General features: G+C 51.6%; 15 protein-coding genes. 5 read left to right on the forward strand and 10 right to left on the reverse strand.

Annotation, left to right across the window (positions count from 1 at the left end; all coding sequences use genetic code 11):
* Window positions 1-112: 112 nt before the first annotated feature.
* Window positions 113-994 (forward strand): carbohydrate kinase family protein, encoded by an 882-nt coding sequence (locus ACTHUG_RS08160; protein WP_440385580.1) that lies wholly within the window; start codon window positions 113-115, stop codon window positions 992-994.
* Between the two features lie 79 nt (window positions 995-1,073).
* Here the strand turns inward: ACTHUG_RS08160 and ACTHUG_RS08165 are convergent, their stop codons facing one another.
* From ACTHUG_RS08165 to rimP, 5 genes are all read right to left on the reverse strand, one after another.
* Window positions 1,074-1,631: a nitroreductase family protein gene (locus ACTHUG_RS08165; RefSeq protein ID WP_440385581.1), complete on the reverse strand. Its 558-nt coding sequence runs from the start codon at window positions 1,629-1,631 to the stop codon at window positions 1,074-1,076.
* A 111-nt stretch (window positions 1,632-1,742) separates the two neighbouring features.
* Complete coding sequence (locus ACTHUG_RS08170) at window positions 1,743-4,481, reverse strand: calcium-binding protein (RefSeq protein ID WP_440385582.1); 2,739 nt, start codon at window positions 4,479-4,481, stop codon at window positions 1,743-1,745.
* A 348-nt stretch (window positions 4,482-4,829) separates the two neighbouring features.
* Window positions 4,830-7,730, reverse strand: a complete 2,901-nt coding sequence (infB, locus tag ACTHUG_RS08175; protein WP_440385583.1) for a translation initiation factor IF-2 — start codon at window positions 7,728-7,730, stop codon at window positions 4,830-4,832.
* Between the two features lie 11 nt (window positions 7,731-7,741).
* Window positions 7,742-9,247, reverse strand: a complete 1,506-nt coding sequence (gene nusA / locus ACTHUG_RS08180; RefSeq protein ID WP_036493524.1) for a transcription termination factor NusA — start codon at window positions 9,245-9,247, stop codon at window positions 7,742-7,744.
* Window positions 9,248-9,274: 27 nt separating this feature from the next.
* Window positions 9,275-9,706, reverse strand: a complete 432-nt coding sequence (gene rimP / locus ACTHUG_RS08185) for a ribosome maturation factor RimP (RefSeq protein WP_440385584.1) — start codon at window positions 9,704-9,706, stop codon at window positions 9,275-9,277.
* 343 nt (window positions 9,707-10,049) lie between these two features.
* Here rimP and serC point away from each other — a divergent pair, with 343 nt between their 5' ends.
* Window positions 10,050-11,156, forward strand: coding sequence for a phosphoserine transaminase (gene serC, locus ACTHUG_RS08190; RefSeq protein ID WP_440385585.1), 1,107 nt, complete (start codon window positions 10,050-10,052; stop codon window positions 11,154-11,156).
* Between the two features lie 63 nt (window positions 11,157-11,219).
* On the opposite strand, the gene ACTHUG_RS08195 is transcribed toward serC, so the two are convergent.
* The 3 genes from ACTHUG_RS08195 to rnhA form a co-directional block, all read right to left on the reverse strand.
* Entirely contained in the window at window positions 11,220-12,413 is a 1,194-nt protein-coding gene (locus ACTHUG_RS08195) for an LD-carboxypeptidase (protein WP_440385586.1), read from the reverse strand.
* Window positions 12,414-12,487: 74 nt separating this feature from the next.
* Entirely contained in the window at window positions 12,488-12,886 is a 399-nt protein-coding gene (locus tag ACTHUG_RS08200; protein WP_036491586.1) for an HIT family protein, read from the reverse strand.
* 321 nt (window positions 12,887-13,207) lie between these two features.
* A complete protein-coding gene (rnhA, locus tag ACTHUG_RS08205; protein ID WP_049323866.1) occupies window positions 13,208-13,645 on the reverse strand; it encodes a ribonuclease HI in 438 nt (145 codons plus the stop codon).
* Between the two features lie 120 nt (window positions 13,646-13,765).
* On the opposite strand from rnhA, the gene ACTHUG_RS08210 reads away from it, so the two are divergent.
* Both ACTHUG_RS08210 and tehB read left to right on the forward strand, forming a co-directional pair.
* Complete coding sequence (locus ACTHUG_RS08210) at window positions 13,766-14,155, forward strand: PH domain-containing protein (RefSeq protein WP_049329817.1); 390 nt, start codon at window positions 13,766-13,768, stop codon at window positions 14,153-14,155.
* A gap of 12 nt (window positions 14,156-14,167) precedes the next feature.
* Window positions 14,168-15,037, forward strand: coding sequence for an SAM-dependent methyltransferase TehB (gene tehB, locus ACTHUG_RS08215; RefSeq protein WP_440385587.1), 870 nt, complete (start codon window positions 14,168-14,170; stop codon window positions 15,035-15,037).
* 56 nt (window positions 15,038-15,093) lie between these two features.
* Here tehB and ACTHUG_RS08220 read toward each other — a convergent pair whose 3' ends face one another.
* Entirely contained in the window at window positions 15,094-15,594 is a 501-nt protein-coding gene (locus ACTHUG_RS08220; RefSeq protein ID WP_070461353.1) for a GNAT family N-acetyltransferase, read from the reverse strand.
* A gap of 13 nt (window positions 15,595-15,607) precedes the next feature.
* Window positions 15,608-16,144: an isochorismatase family protein gene (locus ACTHUG_RS08225; protein WP_440385588.1), complete on the reverse strand. Its 537-nt coding sequence runs from the start codon at window positions 16,142-16,144 to the stop codon at window positions 15,608-15,610.
* Window positions 16,145-16,306: 162 nt separating this feature from the next.
* Here ACTHUG_RS08225 and argS point away from each other — a divergent pair, with 162 nt between their 5' ends.
* The gene (gene argS, locus ACTHUG_RS08230; protein WP_440385589.1) at window positions 16,307-18,025 is read left to right on the forward strand and encodes an arginine--tRNA ligase; all 1,719 of its coding nucleotides are present in this window, start codon (window positions 16,307-16,309) and stop codon (window positions 18,023-18,025) included.
* The last annotated feature ends 100 nt before the right edge of the window (window positions 18,026-18,125 follow it).

The raw sequence follows: 18,125 nt of genomic DNA on the forward strand, positions 1-18,125 counted from the left end.
AACATAATACTTTTGCCCCCGATGCTGGAGTTTTACTACAAGTACATGATTTGCAAAAAATCTGTCGGGAGTGCAGACCCTGCCAATCAACCTCAAAAAAGGAAGGCCAAGAATGAAAGTAACCAGTTTCGGCGAAGTGCTGTGGGACGATTTTCCAAACGGAAAGGTATTGGGTGGCGCCCCCTTGAATGTTGCTGTCCGTTTGCAGTCTTTGGGTATCGATGCTGCCATCATCAGCCGTCGCGGCGATGATGCCGATGGCGAGGAATTGCTGCGCCAGGTCCAAAGCAAAAACGTCAATACTGATTATTTGCAGGTTTGCCAAGAATGCGCGACCAGTTTGGTAAAAGTACACTTGGACAAGTCTGGCAGTGCGTCTTATGAGATTGTTTATCCTTGCGCGTGGGACAGGATTTCGAATGATAATGCGGCAATCAAACGAGTGGCGGAATCCGATGCGTTCGTTTTCGGCAGCTTGGCAACCCGTGACGAGGTTTCGCGTAAAAGCCTGGATGTTTTATTGAAAGAAGCCAAGTTTAAAATTTTTGACGTTAATCTGCGCAAGCCGCATTACGATATTGACCGCTTGTTGGAGACCATGAAACAGTCCGATATGGTCAAACTCAATGATGATGAGTTGTATGAATTGGCTGCGGCTTACGGCTCTCCTTATCACAGTATCGAACAAAATATCGGCTACCTTGTTAAGCTGACCGGTGTCAAAATCTTGTGTGTGACTTTGGGCAGCCATGGCGCGGTTTTGTATAAGGACGGCGAGGTGTACCGCCATTGCGGTTTCCGTGTCAAAGTGGTGGATACTGTCGGCTCGGGCGACAGCTTTCTTGGCGGTTTGACTTACAAATTGTTGAACAATGCGCCTCCTCAAGAAGCCATTACTTTTGCTTGTGCGTTGGGCGCGTTGGTTGCTTCGCGTCATGGTGCAACGGCGGATATTTCTTTGGAAGAAATTGAAGCATTTATGAATCCGGCTTGATGCTTCGATAATAGATATAAAAAGGCCGTCTGAAAAACCATTAAATCAGGTTTTCAGACGGCCTGAGTGTTTTTAGGCTTTACCAATAAGTGGTAAAGCATTCCAGGTTGGTATTTTTCGGGCCGCCGCCTTCTTCTGTCGGCGAGCCAATCATCATCAGGCCGATGATTTTGTCTTTGTCGGTACACTCAAACGCTTCGCGCAACAATGGGCTGTTGACCCACATGCCTGTAATCCAAACATTGTCGAAGCCCTGGGCTGATGCGGCCAGTTGCAATGCGTAGGCGGCGCAGCCGGCAGTCAGCATTTGCTCCCATTCGGGTTTGGGTTTTGCCACTTCACGGTTTGGCACGAATGTAACGCCGATAATCATGGGTGCCATGTTGCCGACGCGTTCGGCTTTTTTCATGACGTCATCGCCGAAGTTGAGTTCGGTAACGGTCTTGCTCAAAAGCTCGCGGAAACGTTGCAAACCGGCTTCGCTTTGAATCACAGTAAAGCGGAAAGGGCGCATATTGCCGTGATCAGGTACTTGTGTGGCCGCTTGCAGCATTTGTTCCAGTTGCTCGGCATTGGGCGCGGGAGCCGTCAGTTTTTTGGAAGAGCGACGTGTGGTCAGAAGATTTAAGGCATCCATGTTTTATTCTTTCTTGTGAACTTGAATGAGAATAATTATATAGCGGAAAGATAAATAAATCAGCAAAAGACTGAGGCCGTCTGAATTCAGGTTTCAGACGGCCTTTGGGTTTTACAGGATACCGTTGTTTTGCGTATTTTCAGTAATCAGTGCTTTGCTGATTTCGTCGGCGGTGTAGCTCTTACCGCTTTCAAATACAAAGCTGTCGATATTATTGTTGGCAATATCATGGATGGTCAGGGTTTCGCCTGTATCTTTGATGGTTAAGACCCAATCATCGCCGGTTTTCAACTGTAAATCTTTCAGCGTCAGCCCTTCTTTGAAAAGGACTTGGGTATCGCTGCCACCATACGGATTAAAGGTGTCGTTGCCGCTGTTTCTGCCAAACATGATGACGGTGTTGTCGGCACCAGGATCGGTAATGGTGTCGTTGCCGCCGGCCGTATCAACGATGTTGATGCCTCGGCCCAAAGTAATGGTTTCATCGCTGCGGTTGCCCCTGTATTCGACAACAGAAGTGTAACGCGACAAATCTAAATCGCTGTTGTCGCTATCGGCATGGATGGTGTGGTTGAAGTTGTTGTACACATCCCGGTTGAGTTCTTCAACGGGTTGGCCGGTGTATTGGACGATGTTTTTGTTGCCGATCATGTGCGGGATAGACAGTTTGAAGTGGTTGATCAGCTCGCCCGTGCTGTATGAGGTATTGCCGTCAAACTGAAACTCGGAAATCGCCCCATAGATACCGCTTTGGTTTTTGATGGTCAAAACATCGTCTGTGCCTTTGATGCGGATATGCCAAGTGTCGCCATCCAGCAGGGGTGGAGATACAAATTGGTTGCTGTCGGGCAGGTCGGTAATCCCGGTTTTGTCGTAACCTTTTTCAACGGTAATTTCAAGGTCGTCAATGGTAATGTCGCCGCTAAATTTCACGGTGTTGGCGTTGAGCGTATGCAGGCCGGCCTCGTTGTCGAAACCGAAGTTGTAGTCGAAAATGGTGTCGTGTCCGTAACCTTTTCCGAAAACATAGGTGTCGTTGTGTTCGCCGCCTTCCAGATAATCATTGCCTGCGCCGCCGTCGAGTAAGTCTGCGCCTACATGGGCATAGAGTTTGTCGTTACCGTTGCCGCCGTAGAGTTTATCGTCGGAAGCGGGTTCGTTGCCGTAATAGGTTTCGCTGTGTTCGCGCAAGATGTCATCGCCGTCGTGGCCATAGAGGATGTCGCGGCCGTCGTTGCCGCCGTCAATTTCATTGTTGCCTGCATCGCCATGCAAGGTATCGTCGCCGTTTGTACCGACAAATTTGATGGTTTCGGCTTTCAGGGTTTGGAAGGCCTGTTGGAACTGCGCGGCAGTGTAGGTTTGGTCGCTGAACTGGAAACGGTCGATGGAAATGCTGCCATCTGCGCCGATTTGGTTTTGAATCAGGGCTGAACCTTGCTCCGAAGTAATTTCCCAGCTTTGGCTGCCGTCGTCATTATGAATGGTCTTCAAGTTGAGCTTGGTATTGTTCAGGCCGTCTGAAAACTTGAGGGTATTGATGCCTTGGTTGTCGATAATGGTATCGTTGTCGCCGTAGATATAGGTATCGTTTCCGGCGCCGCCTTTCAGGATGTCTTTGCCGTTGCCGCCCACCAAAACATCATCGCCAGCATCGCCATTGATGGCATCGTTACCATCGCCGCCATCCAGATAATCGTTGCCGTCGCCGCCATTGAGGTTGTCGTTGCCGCCCATGCCGTAAACGGTATCATCACCGCGTCCGCTGTTGAGGCGGTTGCGGCCTTCGTTGCCGGTCAGGATGTTATTGCTGTTGTTGCCGGCGGCAAAAATATTGGCTGTGCCGGTCAAGGTAACATTTTCAACGTGGGTGGCGGCAGTATATGAAATGCTGCTGAATACGGTGTCTTCGCCGCCGCTAGCTTGTTCGATAACTACGTCTTTTGCGTTATCAACATAGTAAGTGTCATTGCCGTCCCTGCCTTCCATGATGTCGGCACCGGCTTTGCCGTCGATAATATCGTCGCCTGATGTGCCGATCAGGTGGTCATTGCCGTCGCTACCATCGATGGTCCGGCCGCTTTCGGTATGTTCAGTCAGGGAAATATCGAAATATTTAGCAAAGCTGTTTACATCCAGTTTTTGTGTGCCGATGATGAATTGGGAGACTGTCGGTGTTGTACCGTTTTGCGTGTATTGGTTTTGGATGGTTAAAACGGCATTGCTGTTTTTCACGGCGATCAGCCAGTCTTGACCGCCGTTTTCGTTGTTTCGGACTTCGACGGTTAAATCGTTAAGGCTCAGGTCGGTATGGAAGCGGATGCTGTTGTGGCCTTGGTCGTCGATGATGGTGTCTTGCTCGCTTTTGGCAGAGAAAAGGTAGGTATCGTCGCCTTCGCCACCTTCAAGCACATCGTTGCCTGCTTCGCCGTTGAGGGTGTCATTGCCTGTTTCGCCGAAAAGACGGTCGTTGCCTTCGCCGCCGTTGATGAAATCGTTGCCGCCGCCGCCGTAAACGATGTCGTCACCGCGGCCGCTGTTGAGTCGGTTGCGGCCTTCATTGCCGATAAGGATGTTGTTGCTGTTGTTGCCTGCGCCGAAGATGTTGGCCGTACCGGTCAAAACAAGGTTTTCAACGTAGTTGGGGAGGGTATAGCTGACGTTGCTGTAAACCGTATCATCGCCGCCGTTTGGGTCTTCAATGATTGTATCGTCGCTGCGGGTGACATAATAAACGTCATCCCCGGGTGTGCCTGTGGTTGTTTGAGCAAAGGGGGAAAGTTGTAATTGCTCTGCATGTCGTAATTCAAATTGCGCATTGCGGATGCGGGTTGCTTTTTCGGTTGTCATGATATTTTCTTTAGATATTGATGAGAGTAACAAGGAAGTAAACGTATCCGGCATATGGCCGGTATTGCTTAATTTGTATTGTGTTTAGGCTATATATACTAGTGCCGAAATTTGATAAAAACAACAGAAACATTAAGATATGACAATAATTAGAGAGCCTTGTCGGGCCGTGTTTGCCGTCCCTTCTTTTACTAAATGGTTTTGCCCTGTTTGATTGTTTTGTGCCTTCTATACCACACATTGATTTCTATAGTTTCAAACTATGAAGAGTGTAAAAAGGCCGTCTGAAAAAAGAAGCAGGTTTCGCATTGCAAAACCTGCTTCTGATTTTTCAGACGGCCTGTCTGATTACAGCGTACGGGCAACTTCGACGATGTCGAAACATTCGAGTTGGTCGCCTTCCATAATCTCGTTGTAGCCTTTGATCATCAGACCACATTCGAAGCCCATGCGGACTTCTTTGACGTCGTCTTTGTAGCGTTTCAAAGAAGACAGTTCGCCGGTATGGATGACCACGTTGTTGCGGATGAGGCGGACATGGGAATCGCGTTTGACCACGCCATCGGTAACCATACAGCCTGCAATATTGCCGACTTTGGAAACGGAGATGACCTGACGGATTTCGACCGTACCGGTGACTTGCTCTTTCTCTTCCGGAGAGAGCATACCGCTCATGGCGGCTTTCACGTCGTCGATGGCATCGTAAATGATGTTGTAGTAACGGATTTCCACGTTTTCATTTTCAGCCAGTTTGCGTGCGGAAGCATCTGCACGGACGTTAAAGCCGATGATGAATGCGCCGGAAGCGATGGCCAAGTTGACATCCGATTCGGTAATGCCACCCACGCCGCTGTGCAACACGTTCACTTTCACTTCGTCGGTGGACAGTTTTTTCAGGCTGCCCGCCAAAGCTTCGTAAGAACCTTGTACGTCTGCTTTGATGATGACAGACAAGGATTGGGCTTGGTTTTCGCCCATATTGTTGAACATGTTTTCCAGTTTTGCGGCCTGTTGTTTGGCCAAACGCACGTCGCGGTATTTGCCTTGACGGAAGAGGGCGATTTCGCGCGCTTTTTTCTCGTCGGCCAATACCATTGCATCTTCACCTGCATTCGGTACGTCAGACAAGCCGAGGATTTCGACAGGGATAGACGGACCGGCTTCATTGATGGCTTTGCCGTTTTCGTCAACCATTGCACGGATTTTACCGAATGCAGTACCGGCCAGCAGCATATCGCCTTTTTTCAGCGTACCGCTTTGCACCAAGAGGGTGGCAACCGCACCGCGGCCTTTGTCCAAACGTGCTTCAACGATGATGCCCTTGGCTGGTGCATCGACAGGGGCGGTCAGTTCCAAAACTTCGGCTTCGAGCAAGACAGCTTCGAGTAAGGCGTCGATATTGATGCCTTTTTTGGCGGAAACGTCGATAAATTGTACATCGCCGCCCCATTCGTCCGGCACGACTTCGTGCGCGGTCAACTCTTGGCGGATGCGCTCTGGATTGGCGGCTTCTTTATCGATTTTGTTGACGGCAACCACCATCGGTACGCCTGCTGCTTTGGCGTGGGCAATCGCCTCGATGGTTTGCGGCATTACGCCGTCGTCGGCGGCAACCACAAGAATCACGATGTCGGTTGCTTTTGCACCGCGCGCACGCATGGCGGTAAACGCTTCGTGACCCGGAGTATCCAAGAAGGTAATCACGCCGCGCGGGGTTTCAACATGGTATGCGCCGATGTGTTGGGTAATGCCGCCCGCTTCGCCTTGTACCACTTTGGCGCGGCGGATGTAGTCCAGCAGGGAGGTTTTACCGTGGTCGACGTGACCCATCACGGTAACGACCGGCGGACGCGGCAATGCTTCGGCTTCCACAGCTTCCACGCCTTCATCCAAGAATGCTTCGGGATCATCGGCGGCGGCAGGTTTGCCGATGTGGCCGAGCTCTTCCACCACAATCAGGGCGGTGTCTTGGTCGATGGATTGGTTGATGGTGACCATCATGCCCATTTTCATCAGGGCTTTGACCACTTCAACGCCTTTAACGGCCATTTTGTGCGCCAAATCGGCAACGGTAATGGTTTCGGGAACCAAGACTTCGTGTACGACAGGTTCGGTCGGTGCTTGGAAGGCGTGTTGGTTCGGCTCGAGTTTGAGTTTCTTGCCTTTTTTACCGCTGCGTACACGCTCGTCGTCGCCGTTGCGCGCATTGTTACGGTCACGGCCGCCTTTACCGCCTTTGCCTTTGGCGTTGCGGCCTTGGTTCTCTTCGTCACGATCGCGGCGGTCGTCTTTTTTATTGCGCGCGTTGTGTTCGGATTTGCCTTCGCCGGACGGGGCTTTGGTTTTCTCGGCAGGTTTGTTGCGTTCGCCTGATTTGGATTTGGCTTCTTTGGCAGATTTTGCTTCTTGCTCGGCCTGTTGTTTCATGGCTTCGCGGCGCGCTTGACGCTCTTGTTTTTCTTTCAATAAAGCCTCTTGATGCGCACGCAGGGCGGCGGCACGACGGGCTTCTTCATCGCGTTGAGCCTGTTCTTCCTCGCTGACGACAGGTTGCGGTACGGCAGGCGCGGCAGGTTTGGCTGCCTTTTTCGCTTCTTTGCCTTTACCGCCTTTGTCTTGTTTGGCTTTGGCAGGTTTTTTGGCTTCGGCCGGTTTTTCAGCTTCAACGGATTTTTCAGACGGCTTGTTGTCTGCTTTGGCTTCAACTTTTGCTTCTGCCTTAGCTTCTACGGCTTCAACCGGTTTGGCTTCTTCTTTTTTGGCTTCGGCAGGCTTGCTTTCTGCTTTTGGTGCGGCTTTGGCTGCTTTCAGTCTGGCTGCTTCGGCCTCTGCTTTGGCGCGGGCTTCGGCTTTTGCGGCTGCTTCTGCTTCAGCTTTGGCTTTTTCTTCGGCAGCTTTTGCGGCTGCTTTTTCTGCTTCGGCTTTTTGGTTTTCAGCCGCTACTTTGGCTTTGGCTTCTGCTGCCAATTCTTCGGAAGAAGGAATGGTAACGGCACGGCTGCGGCGGCGTGTTTCCACTTTTACGCCGTCAACGGTGCTGACTTCGGTTTTTTTGCGGCGGATGCTGATGGTGCCGCTGTTGCTGCCGTTTTTCTTTTGCAGGTAAGCAGTCAACAGTTGTTTGTCGTCAGTGGTCAGGCTGTCATTACCGCTGTTCTTATTGACCCCGGCTTCTTTCAATTGTTTAAGCAAATCATCGACGGGGCGGTTTAGTTCGGCGGCAAATTGCGCTACGGTTGTATTACTCATTCAGTACCCCCTTAGTTATTTTCTTCAGTAAACCAGTGTTCGCGTGCAGCCAAAATCACTTTTTTGGCTTCTTCTTCGTCAACACCGGTAATTTCGACCAATTCGTCAACAGACAATTCGGCCAGATCGTCGCGTTGGGTCACGCCTGCTTCGGCAAGCTTGCGCAACATATCGGAATCTACGCCGTCCAGATTGCGCATGTCTTCAGACACTTCGCCCAGTTTTTCTTCTGCCGCGATGGTCATGGTCAGGATGGCGTCGCGTGCGCGGTTGCGCAGGGTTTCAACGATTTCTTCGTCAAAGCCTTCGATGGCGAGCAATTCTGCCGCCGGAACGTAAGCCACTTCTTCCAATGTGGCAAAACCTTCTTCAACCAAAATATCGGCGGTTTCGTCGTCGATGTTCAAGTGGGTAGTGAAGAGGTTGCGGATAACGGCATCTTCGGCGGCATTGCGCTCGTCGGCTTCTTCAACGGTCATGATGTTCAGCTGCCAGCCGGTCAGGATGGAAGCCAGGCGGACGTTTTGACCACCGCGGCCGATGGCCAGCGCCAGTTGGTTTTCATCAACAATCACGTCAACGGCGTGTTTGTCTTCGTCAATCACGATGCGGCTTACTTCGGCAGGAGACAGCGCGTTCATCACGAATTGGGCAGGCTCGGGAGACCACAATACGATGTCGATGCGTTCGCCGGACAATTCGTTGCTCACGGCGTTGACACGCGAACCGCGCACGCCGATACAAGTACCTTGCGGGTCGATGCGTTGGTCGTTGGCTTTAACGGCAACTTTGGCGCGTTGGCCTGGGTCGCGTGCTACTTCGCGGATTTCCAACAGGCCGTCTGCAATTTCAGGCACTTCGTTGGCGTAGAGTTTGGCCAAGAAGTCGCCGCTGGTACGGCTCAAAATGACTTGTTTGCGGCCGGTATTGCCAATTTCGTCCACACGCAGGAAGAGGGCGCGGATGCGGTCGCCGCTGCGGAAGTTTTCGCGCGGAATCATTTCTTCGCGCGGAATCAGGGCGTCAAGTTTGCCCGCGACGACTTCAACGATGATGCCGTGGCGCTCGACGCGTTTTACGGTGCCGGAAACAATGTCTTCTTTAGAAGCGAGGAATTCGTTCAGGTTTTGCTCGCGCTCCGCATCACGGATGCGTTGCAGGATGATTTGTTTGGCGGTTTGCGCTGCTTGGCGGCCGAAGCCTTCGTTTGGCAGCTGCTCTTCGTAGTATTCGCCGATTTGGATGGTGGTGCCGGGGATTTCTTCTTGGATTTCCTCGATGGTTTTTTCTACGTCGGGGTAGGTGTAGTCTTCATCGGCAACAATCAGCCAGCGGCGGAAGGTTTGGTATTCGCCGGTATCGCGGTCGATTTCGACGCGCACGTCCATGTGCTCGCGGTCGGCTTTTTTCTTGGCGGCAGTAGAGAGGGCGAATTCAAGGGCTTTGAATACGACTTCCGTTTCAACGTTTTTTTCACTTGCCAGCGCTTCGGCCAGCTGTAACATTTCGCGACTCATTTTCTAGAATCTCCAAGTAATCGGTTTTTAAAATTTAAATTCGGGGCGCAAACGGGCTTTGTCGATGTTGCTCAATTCGATTTGGGCAGTTTTGCCGTCGAAAGAGACGGTAACAATGTCGTTTTCGCAAGATTCGATGCGGCCGATGAAGTTTTTCTGACCATCAATCGGCAGGCGTGTTTTGATTTTGGCGTTCTGGCCGGTAAAGCGCACGAAGTCGGCGGCTTTTTTCAACGGCCGGTCAAGGCCCGGGCTGGAGATTTCCAAGCGTCTGTAGTCGATGTCTTCAACCATGAACACGCGGCTCAGATGGTTGCTGACAGTGGCGCAGTCTTCGACGGTGATGCCGCCTTCTTTATCAATAAAAATGCGCAAATCGCCTTGCGCGGTCAGTTCGAAATCGACCAGCTCGTAGCCCAAGCCGGGCAGGGTTTTATCAAGAATGCTTTGAATATCCATGCTTCTCCAGAAGTACATAAACAAAAAAATGGCCGCGCGGCCATTTTTCGTGTGATTTGAAAAATTGGCCTATTATAACTGTTTTCCAGATAAAAGAAAAGCGTTGATTTGGCGTGGATTTTTTGAAGTGATTGCTTAAATGTAAAGGGGAGGGGTGAGGCCGTCTGAAAAGGGAATTGTTGACAAGTTTTGATATGGTGTTTCTGAAATTATTTTGGAAAACAAAGAATTGGTATTGCTTTGTTTTCAGACGGCCTTGGATTTCCTGATTTTTCATGCTTGCACAATGTGCAAGGCGGTTCTACAATTTCTTCATACCCTCCGAATAAGAAAGATGGCCGCTATGTCCGTACACCCGATTTATAATTTTTCCGCAGGTCCTGCCGTATTGCCGGAAGCCGTATTGCGTACCGCGCAACAGGAAATGCTCGACTACAACGGTACGGGTTTCCCCGTGATGGCGATGAGCCACCGTTCGGATATGTTTTTGAGTATTCTGCATCATGCCGAACAAGACTTGCGCCAGCTTTTGAATATTCCGTCCAACTATAAAATCCTGTTTTTACAGGGCGGTGCGACCACGCAATTCAATATGGTGGCCATGAATTTGGCGCACGGTTTTGCGACTGCCGACGCGGTGGTAACGGGCAACTGGAGCCGTATTGCCTATGAACAGATGAGCCGTTTGAGCAATGCCGAAATCCGTTTGGCTGCGCATGGCGGCGAGCAATATGCCTATAAAAACCTGCCTGCGGTTGAGGATTGGGATGTCAACCCGAATTCTGCGTTTGTTCATTTTGCGATTAATGAAACCGTAAACGGCTTGCAGTATCAAAACGTCCCCAAACTTTCAGACGGCCTGCCGCCGCTGGTGTGCGATATGTCCAGCGAGATTTTGTCGCGTGAGTTTGATGTGTCCGATTACGGCCTGATTTATGCCGGCGCACAAAAAAATATCGGTCCTGCCGGTGCGACCGTGGTCATTATCCGCGAGGATTTGCTGGAGCGTTGTCCGAACGATATTCCCGATGTGTTCAACTACCGTTCGCACATCAACCGCGACGGTATGTACAACACGCCGTCCACCTATGCGATTTATATGTCGGGCTTGGTGTTCCGCTGGCTACAAACGCAGGGAGGTGTGAAAAAAATTGAAGCGGTCAATCGAATGAAGGCGCAAACCTTGTATGAGGCGATAGACGGCAGCAGCGGTTTTTACATCAACGATATTCATCCTGATGCGCGTTCCAAAATGAACGTGGTCTTCAAAACTGCAAGCGAAGACTTGGACCGCCGCTTTGTGTTGGAAGCCGAGTTGCAGGGCTTGTGCCTGCTCAAGGGTTATAAAACCGTCGGTGGTATGCGCGCCAGCATTTACAATGCGATGCCGCTTGAAGGTGTGAACGCGTTGGCCGAATTTATGAAAGATTTCCAACGACGTTACGGTTAAGATGAAGATATAAAAAGGCCGTCTGAAACCCAGTTTCAGACGGCCTTTTGATTTGAACAAGCCTTATTCGGTCACTTCTTCAGTGATGCTGTCGCGGTAGATGGTGTTGTCGTAAGTCGGCACGGGAGGCGGCAGCAGGTTGTCGAGTGTCAGCGCGGACGGATTCAGCGTCGGGTAGCCGCTGAAGGTGACGGAATAACCGCCGTTGCCGGTACTGCGGACTTTGGCATGCGCGCCCAACGGGAAAGTGGTTTTGTTGGTGATGTGGCCGAATGGGAAACCGGTCAACACAGGAATCTTGGCGGTGCGCGAAATGTGGTTGACGACGGCGGAGAAGTCGTAGCTGGAATCGTACGCGTCGCGGATGGTGCCCATGCGGAAATCGCCGAAGATGATGGCGCGTTGTTTTTGCAAAACACCTGACAGATAAAGTGTATTGAGCATACGCTCGATGCGGTAAGGCTGCTCGCTGACGTCTTCGATAAAGAGGATGCCGCCTTGAATGTCGGGCATGTAGGGCGTACCGGCGAGGGAAGCGAGAACGCTGAGGTTGCCGCCCCACAATGTGCCTTCGACGTTGACATCGGCGCGTTGAATGGTTGGGACATCAACGATGTTGACGTTGTTGGTCGTGCCGCGGATGAAGGAATCCATGGTAAAGACGCTGGGGTCTGCTTTGCCGAATTCGCTGTACACCATCGGGCCTGCAAAGCTCATCATATTGCCTTTGGCCAACAGGGCGAGTTGGACGGCGCAAACGTCGCTGAAACCGAAGAACAATGTGCCGCGTTCGCGCATTCTGGCACCGAGTGAGGCGAAGTCGATTTGTGGCAGGATGCGTGCCGCGCCATAGCCGCCGCGTAGGCCCATGAGGACTTTGGGTGTTTCAACACGGCCGCTGGCAACGTCTTGGAAGTCGGCGGCGCGTTGGGCGTCGCTGCCGGCAAAGCGTTGGTAACGGCGGCTGCCTGCTTGTTGGTTGGTTACGGTAAAGCCTGCGTTGTAGAGGCGGGTCAGGCCGGTGGTTACGCGGTTGGGGTCTTCGGCGAAGCCTGACGGCGCAACAACGCGCAGGAGGTTGTCGCCGGAACGTGGCGGATGGGGTTGCTTAGGTTGCACGGTTTGGGCTTTCGCGGTGGTGGAAGTGGTTTTGGTTTGCGGCGTGGTGGTCGTGCCTGTACCGCAGGCTTGCAACAACCCTGCGCCTGCCGCGGCAGAGCAGGTGCGCAGGAAATGGCGGCGCGTGGTGGAAGTCATTGAGGTTTTCCTTTCGTTATATGTTCAGACGGCCTAAAGCTTGGCGTGTCGGACCTTACAGGCCGTCTGAAAGTTTAAGCGATTAAGTTTTTGATTTGTTGCGGCCAATTTTCGGGCAGGGTCATGCCGTGTTCGCGGACGGGCGCGGCCCAAATCGGCGCGGGGAAGTTGGCGTCGTTTTCAAAGCGGGCGATGACATGCCAATGCAAGTGAGGCACAACATTGCCGAGGCTGGCCAAATTGATTTTGGCCGGGCGGAAAACTTGGCGCATTGCGGCTTCGACCTGATACACCATTTCCATGATTTCGTTGCGCTCGGCAGGAGAAAGGTCGGTCATCTCGGAAACATGGTTATTCCAAATCACGCGGCAGAATGCCGGTGCGCCGGCTTCGTTGTGGACGGCGATAACGCGCAGATTGGGCGTTTGCAGCAAAATGTCTTCGTTGTCGGCAGTGCAGATGGGACAGGTCATGGTTTTTTCTTTCTCAGTCTGAATAGGAATCGGATGATTTCAATCAGGATTTTTAGAACAAGGTAAATGGCAGTCAGAGATATGAATGCGAAAAGCCACGGTTTGGGTATAAACCACCAAAATAAATAGGAGGGCGTGATTAAGTCGTCACATTCTTCTGCACTCTCAATGTGATCGCACAATCCAAAGTTAAAATAATCATTGACATCATGAAAGGGCGAATAGGCGAACATAAGTGCTTTTGGCGTCACATAAATCAATGCAATGATAGCAATCCAAAAGAATGGTTTGAGATATTTGAGTACAGTCATGGGTGAAGTGTTATAAAAATTTTGCTGCGCCTCGGTTGGCAAGCTCGTCGGCTTTTTCGTTTTCTGGATGTCCGGCATGGCCTTTTACCCAAGTCCAGCGGACATCGTGCTGTTGAACCAAACTATCCAGCTCTTTCCATAAATCGTCGTTTTTGACCGGTTTTTTAGCGGCGGTTTTCCAACCGTTTTTTTTCCAACCGTGTATCCAGCTTTCCATGCCGTTTTTGACGTATTGCGAGTCGGTGCAGATGACGACTTGGCAGCGACGTTTTAAGGATTTCAGGCCTTCGATGACGGCAGTCAGCTCCATGCGGTTGTTGGTGGTTTCGGCTTCGCCGCCGAACAATTCTTTTTCGTGTGTGCCGTAGCGCATAAATACCCCCCAGCCGCCTGCGCCGGGGTTGCCTTTGCATGCGCCGTCTGTGTAGAGGTAAACGGGTTTATCCATGGGCATGTCTTTGTCGAATAAGGCGGTATCATAACATAAGGCCGTCTGAAATATCGGCAAATACAGTTTGCGCGTGTAAAATACCCTGCACTTTATCACTCGTATAGAAAGCAGGCAGATATGGGATTGTTCAGCGGCCTTTTGGGCAATGCTTCACAAAAAGACGCCGATGCGGTGGAACGCGATTTGGCGAATATCCTGATTGATGGCGAACAGGTAAAAATGGCATTCAGCCTGGTGCGCGATTTGATTGTGTTTACCGAATATCGGCTGGTGTTGGTGGACAAACAGGGTTTGACCGGTAAGAAAGTGTCTTACCGTTCGATTCCATACCGTTCCGTGTCACGCTTTTCGGTGGAAACCTCGGGTCATTTCGATTTGGATGCCGAGCTGAAGATTTGGGTTTCTTCCAGCGAAGCGCCAACCGAAACCTTGCAGTTTAAAAGCGACAAGAGTGTGATTGCCATTCAGAAAGCCTTGGCAGAAGCTGTGTTGAAACCGTCAAAATAGAAAGGAAATATGATGAGCGAACAGCAAGAATTGTTTTGTTACAAACAGATGCCGGTGTGGACGGCGGACGAGATTCCCGAAGCCTTGTTGTCCAAACACAATACCGCCGCCGGTACTTGGGGCTGCCTCAATGTTCTCCAAGGCCGTTTGAACTTCAATGAATTGGACGAATCGGGCAATATTACGGCTACGCACGAGCTGACGCCTGAGAGCGGCGATTGGATTATCCATCCGCAAGCATGGCACTTTATTGCGCCGCAAACGCAAGACACGGAAATCCAACTGTCGTTTTACTGCGAGGCGGCGGACTATTTCAATAAGAAATACGGCATGAGCGCGACGCATTCGGCCGTCCGCGCCGCCGAAGGCATCGTGCCCGTCGGCAAGGTTTTGGATATGGGCTGCGGCCAGGGCCGCAATGCGCTGTATCTGGGTTTGAAAGGTTTTGACGTTACCGCTGTCGATAATAATCCCCATGCGGTTCAAAACGTGGAAGAGCTGGCGCGTATTGAAGAGTTGAATGTCCGCGCGTTTGAATACGACCTCAACGCCGCCAATATTCAGGAAAACTTTGATTATATGGTGGCGACCGTGGTGTTTATGTTCCTGATGCCGCGTTACGTTCCTGACGTGATTGCCAATATGAAGGAACACACCAACCCAGGCGGCTATAATCTGATCGTTTCTGCGATGGATACGGAAGATTTCCCTTGCCCGATGCCGTTCCCGTTCAAGTTTGGCGAGGGCGAGCTGCGTGAATACTATAAGGATTGGGAATTGGTGGAATACAAGGAAGAGCTGGGCTCGATGCACGCGAAAGACGAATTCGGCAATCCGATTCAGTTTAAATTCGTTACCATGCTGGCGAAGAAACCGCAATAAAGGTTTTGCCGTCAAAAGGCCGTCTGAATTCAGTTTTCAGACGGCCTTTGCCGTAATCAATCCACAATCCTTTTACCCAAAATCACCACGTCTGCCAACATGGTTTCCAAATCGCAGACTTGTGGCAGCCGCCCCCATTCTTCAAATCCGAAACGGTGAAATAGGTTCAGGCTCGGATAGTTGTGGCCGAACACAAGCGCGATGACGTTGCGGATGCCTAAGGACGGCGCGCGTTCGAGCATGTGCCGCAACAGGATTTTGCCCACGCCTGCGCCGCGCATATCGTGGCGGACATAAACGCTGACTTCTGCGCTGATATGGTAGGCGTAGCGCGGATGGTAGTCGCTGAAACTGCCCCAGGCCAATACGGTGCCGTCGGTATCGTAAAGGGCGTAGATCGGGCGTTTGTCCGTGTGTGCGGCAAACCACATTTCGCGTTCGGCAACCGTGGTCGGCGACAAATCGGCCGTGGATTGGCGCGTGGCCACGGTGCTGTTGTAAATATCGACGATGGCGGGCAAGTCTTGGCGCAGGGCAGGGCGGATGGTGTATTGCATTTCAGACGGCCTTTTATTGAATCAGTTTGGAGATGGTCTTAAAGGCCGGATGTTTGGCATCGCCGAGCAGTTGGAACAAAATACTTTCGACATTGGAAACGGTAATGCCCTGACGGCTCAGTTGCGCCAAACCATTGTCGCGGTTGGCAGTCGTGCGCGAGGCGGTGCATTCAAAAGGCAGGGATACGGCGTAACCTTGCGCTTTCAAATCCAAGGCCGTCTGAAGCATACAGATATGCGCTTCCGCACCCACTAAAATAACGTGCTTAATGTCGTTTTTGCGTAAGATTTCCTGAATTTCGGGCAAAAATGCCGAAAATCGGGTTTTCTCGACAACCGGCGTGCCTTCGGGCAACAGCAGCGATACGGCGGATACAGTGTTGCCCAAACCTTTCGGATATTGTTCGGTTACGGCAAAGGGGATGTCCAAAGCCGTCAAGCCTTGAATCAGTAGGCGGCAGCGTTCCAACATTTCGTCCGCGCCGGAAAGGGCGGGCAGCAGGCGTTCTTGAATATCGACAATCAGACAAAGCGTATTTTTTGGGTTCATGGCTTTTCCTTTCAGACGGCCTTTACAGCAAAATCGTTGAATCAGAATGCAATCATATAACAAGTATAACAAGCCGCTGGAAAAGTATTGCAGCCTGCCCTGTTTTAAAGCCCGAAATTCTTTTAAAATACCGCCTGATTTGAATTGATAGAGACCGACAACATGAATTTATACCAAACCGTCGAACGCGAAGCCGCCGCCGCCTTTGCCGCCGCAGGCATCGCCGACAGCCCCGTTGTTTTGCAGCCGACCAAAAACGCCGAACACGGCGATTTCCAAATCAACGGCGTGATGGGGGCGGCGAAAAAAGCCAAACAAAATCCGCGCGAATTGGCGCAAAAGGTCGCCGAAGCATTGGCCGACAACGCCGTGATTGAAAGCGCGGAAGTGGCCGGCCCCGGCTTCATCAACCTGCGCCTGCGTCCTGAATTCCTCGCACAAAACATTCAGACGGCCTTGAACGACGCGCGTTTCGGCGTAGCAAAAATTGCCCAACCGAAAACCGTCGTTATCGACTATTCTTCGCCTAATCTTGCCAAAGAAATGCACGTCGGCCACCTGCGTTCCAGCATCATCGGCGACAGCATTTCACGCGTGTTGGAATTTATGGGCAACACCGTTATCCGTCAAAACCACGTCGGCGACTGGGGTACGCAGTTCGGCATGTTGGTCGCTTATTTGGTCGAGCAGCAAAAAGACAATGCCGCGTTCGAGCTGGCAGACTTGGAGCAGTTTTACCGCGCCGCCAAAGTGCGCTTTGACGAAGACCCTGCCTTTGCCGACACTGCGCGCGAATACGTTGTGAAGCTGCAAGGCGGCGATGAAACCGTGTTGGCATTGTGGAAACAGTTTGTCGATATTTCACTCTCGCACGCCCAAGCCGTTTATGACACGCTGGGCTTGAAACTGCGCCCCGAAGACGTGGCGGGCGAATCGAAATACAACGACGATTTGCAACCCGTGGTCGATGATTTGGTCGAAAAAGGCCTGGCAGTCGAAGACGACGGCGCAAAAGTCGTGTTCTTGGACGAGTTCAAAAACAAAGAAGGCGAACCTGCCGCATTTATCGTGCAAAAACAAGGCGGCGGCTTCCTTTATGCTTCCACCGACTTGGCGTGTCTGCGCTACCGCGTCGGCACGCTTCATGCCGACCGCCTGCTGTACGTCGTCGACCACCGCCAAGCCCTGCACTTTGAGCAACTCTTTACCACTTCCCGCAAAGCAGGCTATCTGCCGGAAGATGTAAAAGCCGAGTTTATCGGCTTCGGCACCATGATGGGCAAAGACGGCAAACCGTTCAAAACGCGCAGCGGCGACACTGTAAAACTGGTTGACCTGCTGACCGAAGCCGTCGAGCGCGCCACTGCTTTGGTGAAAGAGAAAAATCCTGAACTGGGCGCAGACGAAGCAGGTAAAATCGGCAAAACCGTCGGCATCGGCGCAGTCAAATACGCCGATTTGAGCAAAAACCGCACCAGCGATTATGTGTTCGACTGGGACGCCATGCTCTCGTTTGAAGGCAATACCGCCCCTTACCTGCAATATGCCTACACACGCGTACAAAGCGTGTTCCGCAAAGCAGGCGAATGGGACGCAACCGCGCCAACCGTTTTGACCGAACCTTTGGAAAAACAACTGGCCGCTGAGCTGCTGAAATTTGAAGACGTACTGCAAAGCGTAGCGGACACGGCATATCCGCACTACCTCGCCGCCTACCTCTATCAAATCGCCACCCTGTTCAGCCGCTTCTACGAAGCCTGCCCGATTTTGAAATCAGAAGGCGCAACCCGCAACAGCCGCCTGCAACTGGCGAAGCTGACCGGCGACACGCTGAAACAAGGCTTGGAGTTGTTGGGCATTGATGTATTGAATGTCATGTAAGTTTTTGAATAAAAACGATGAAAGGCCGTCTGAAACTTTGCAGGTTGCAAGGTTTCGGACGGCCTTTTTTATGCTTTGAAAAATATTGTGATACCGTTGT

Source organism: Neisseria sp. P0022.S009, from assembly GCF_051956675.1.
Lineage (GTDB): Bacteria > Pseudomonadota > Gammaproteobacteria > Burkholderiales > Neisseriaceae > Neisseria.

Excerpts from the sequence above, each read along its gene's own strand:
- ACTHUG_RS08160 (WP_440385580.1), top strand. The coding sequence starts at position 113 with ATGAAAGTAACCAGTTTCGGCGAAGTGCTGTGGGACGATTTTCCAAAC.
- ACTHUG_RS08165 (WP_440385581.1), bottom strand. The coding sequence starts at position 1,631 with ATGGATGCCTTAAATCTTCTGACCACACGTCGCTCTTCCAAAAAACTG.
- ACTHUG_RS08170 (WP_440385582.1), bottom strand. The coding sequence starts at position 4,481 with ATGACAACCGAAAAAGCAACCCGCATCCGCAATGCGCAATTTGAATTA.
- infB (WP_440385583.1), bottom strand. The coding sequence starts at position 7,730 with ATGAGTAATACAACCGTAGCGCAATTTGCCGCCGAACTAAACCGCCCC.
- nusA (WP_036493524.1), bottom strand. The coding sequence starts at position 9,247 with ATGAGTCGCGAAATGTTACAGCTGGCCGAAGCGCTGGCAAGTGAAAAA.
- rimP (WP_440385584.1), bottom strand. The coding sequence starts at position 9,706 with ATGGATATTCAAAGCATTCTTGATAAAACCCTGCCCGGCTTGGGCTAC.
- serC (WP_440385585.1), top strand. The coding sequence starts at position 10,050 with ATGTCCGTACACCCGATTTATAATTTTTCCGCAGGTCCTGCCGTATTG.
- ACTHUG_RS08195 (WP_440385586.1), bottom strand. The coding sequence starts at position 12,413 with ATGACTTCCACCACGCGCCGCCATTTCCTGCGCACCTGCTCTGCCGCG.
- ACTHUG_RS08200 (WP_036491586.1), bottom strand. The coding sequence starts at position 12,886 with ATGACCTGTCCCATCTGCACTGCCGACAACGAAGACATTTTGCTGCAA.
- rnhA (WP_049323866.1), bottom strand. The coding sequence starts at position 13,645 with ATGGATAAACCCGTTTACCTCTACACAGACGGCGCATGCAAAGGCAAC.
- ACTHUG_RS08210 (WP_049329817.1), top strand. The coding sequence starts at position 13,766 with ATGGGATTGTTCAGCGGCCTTTTGGGCAATGCTTCACAAAAAGACGCC.
- tehB (WP_440385587.1), top strand. The coding sequence starts at position 14,168 with ATGAGCGAACAGCAAGAATTGTTTTGTTACAAACAGATGCCGGTGTGG.
- ACTHUG_RS08220 (WP_070461353.1), bottom strand. The coding sequence starts at position 15,594 with ATGCAATACACCATCCGCCCTGCCCTGCGCCAAGACTTGCCCGCCATC.
- ACTHUG_RS08225 (WP_440385588.1), bottom strand. The coding sequence starts at position 16,144 with ATGAACCCAAAAAATACGCTTTGTCTGATTGTCGATATTCAAGAACGC.
- argS (WP_440385589.1), top strand. The coding sequence starts at position 16,307 with ATGAATTTATACCAAACCGTCGAACGCGAAGCCGCCGCCGCCTTTGCC.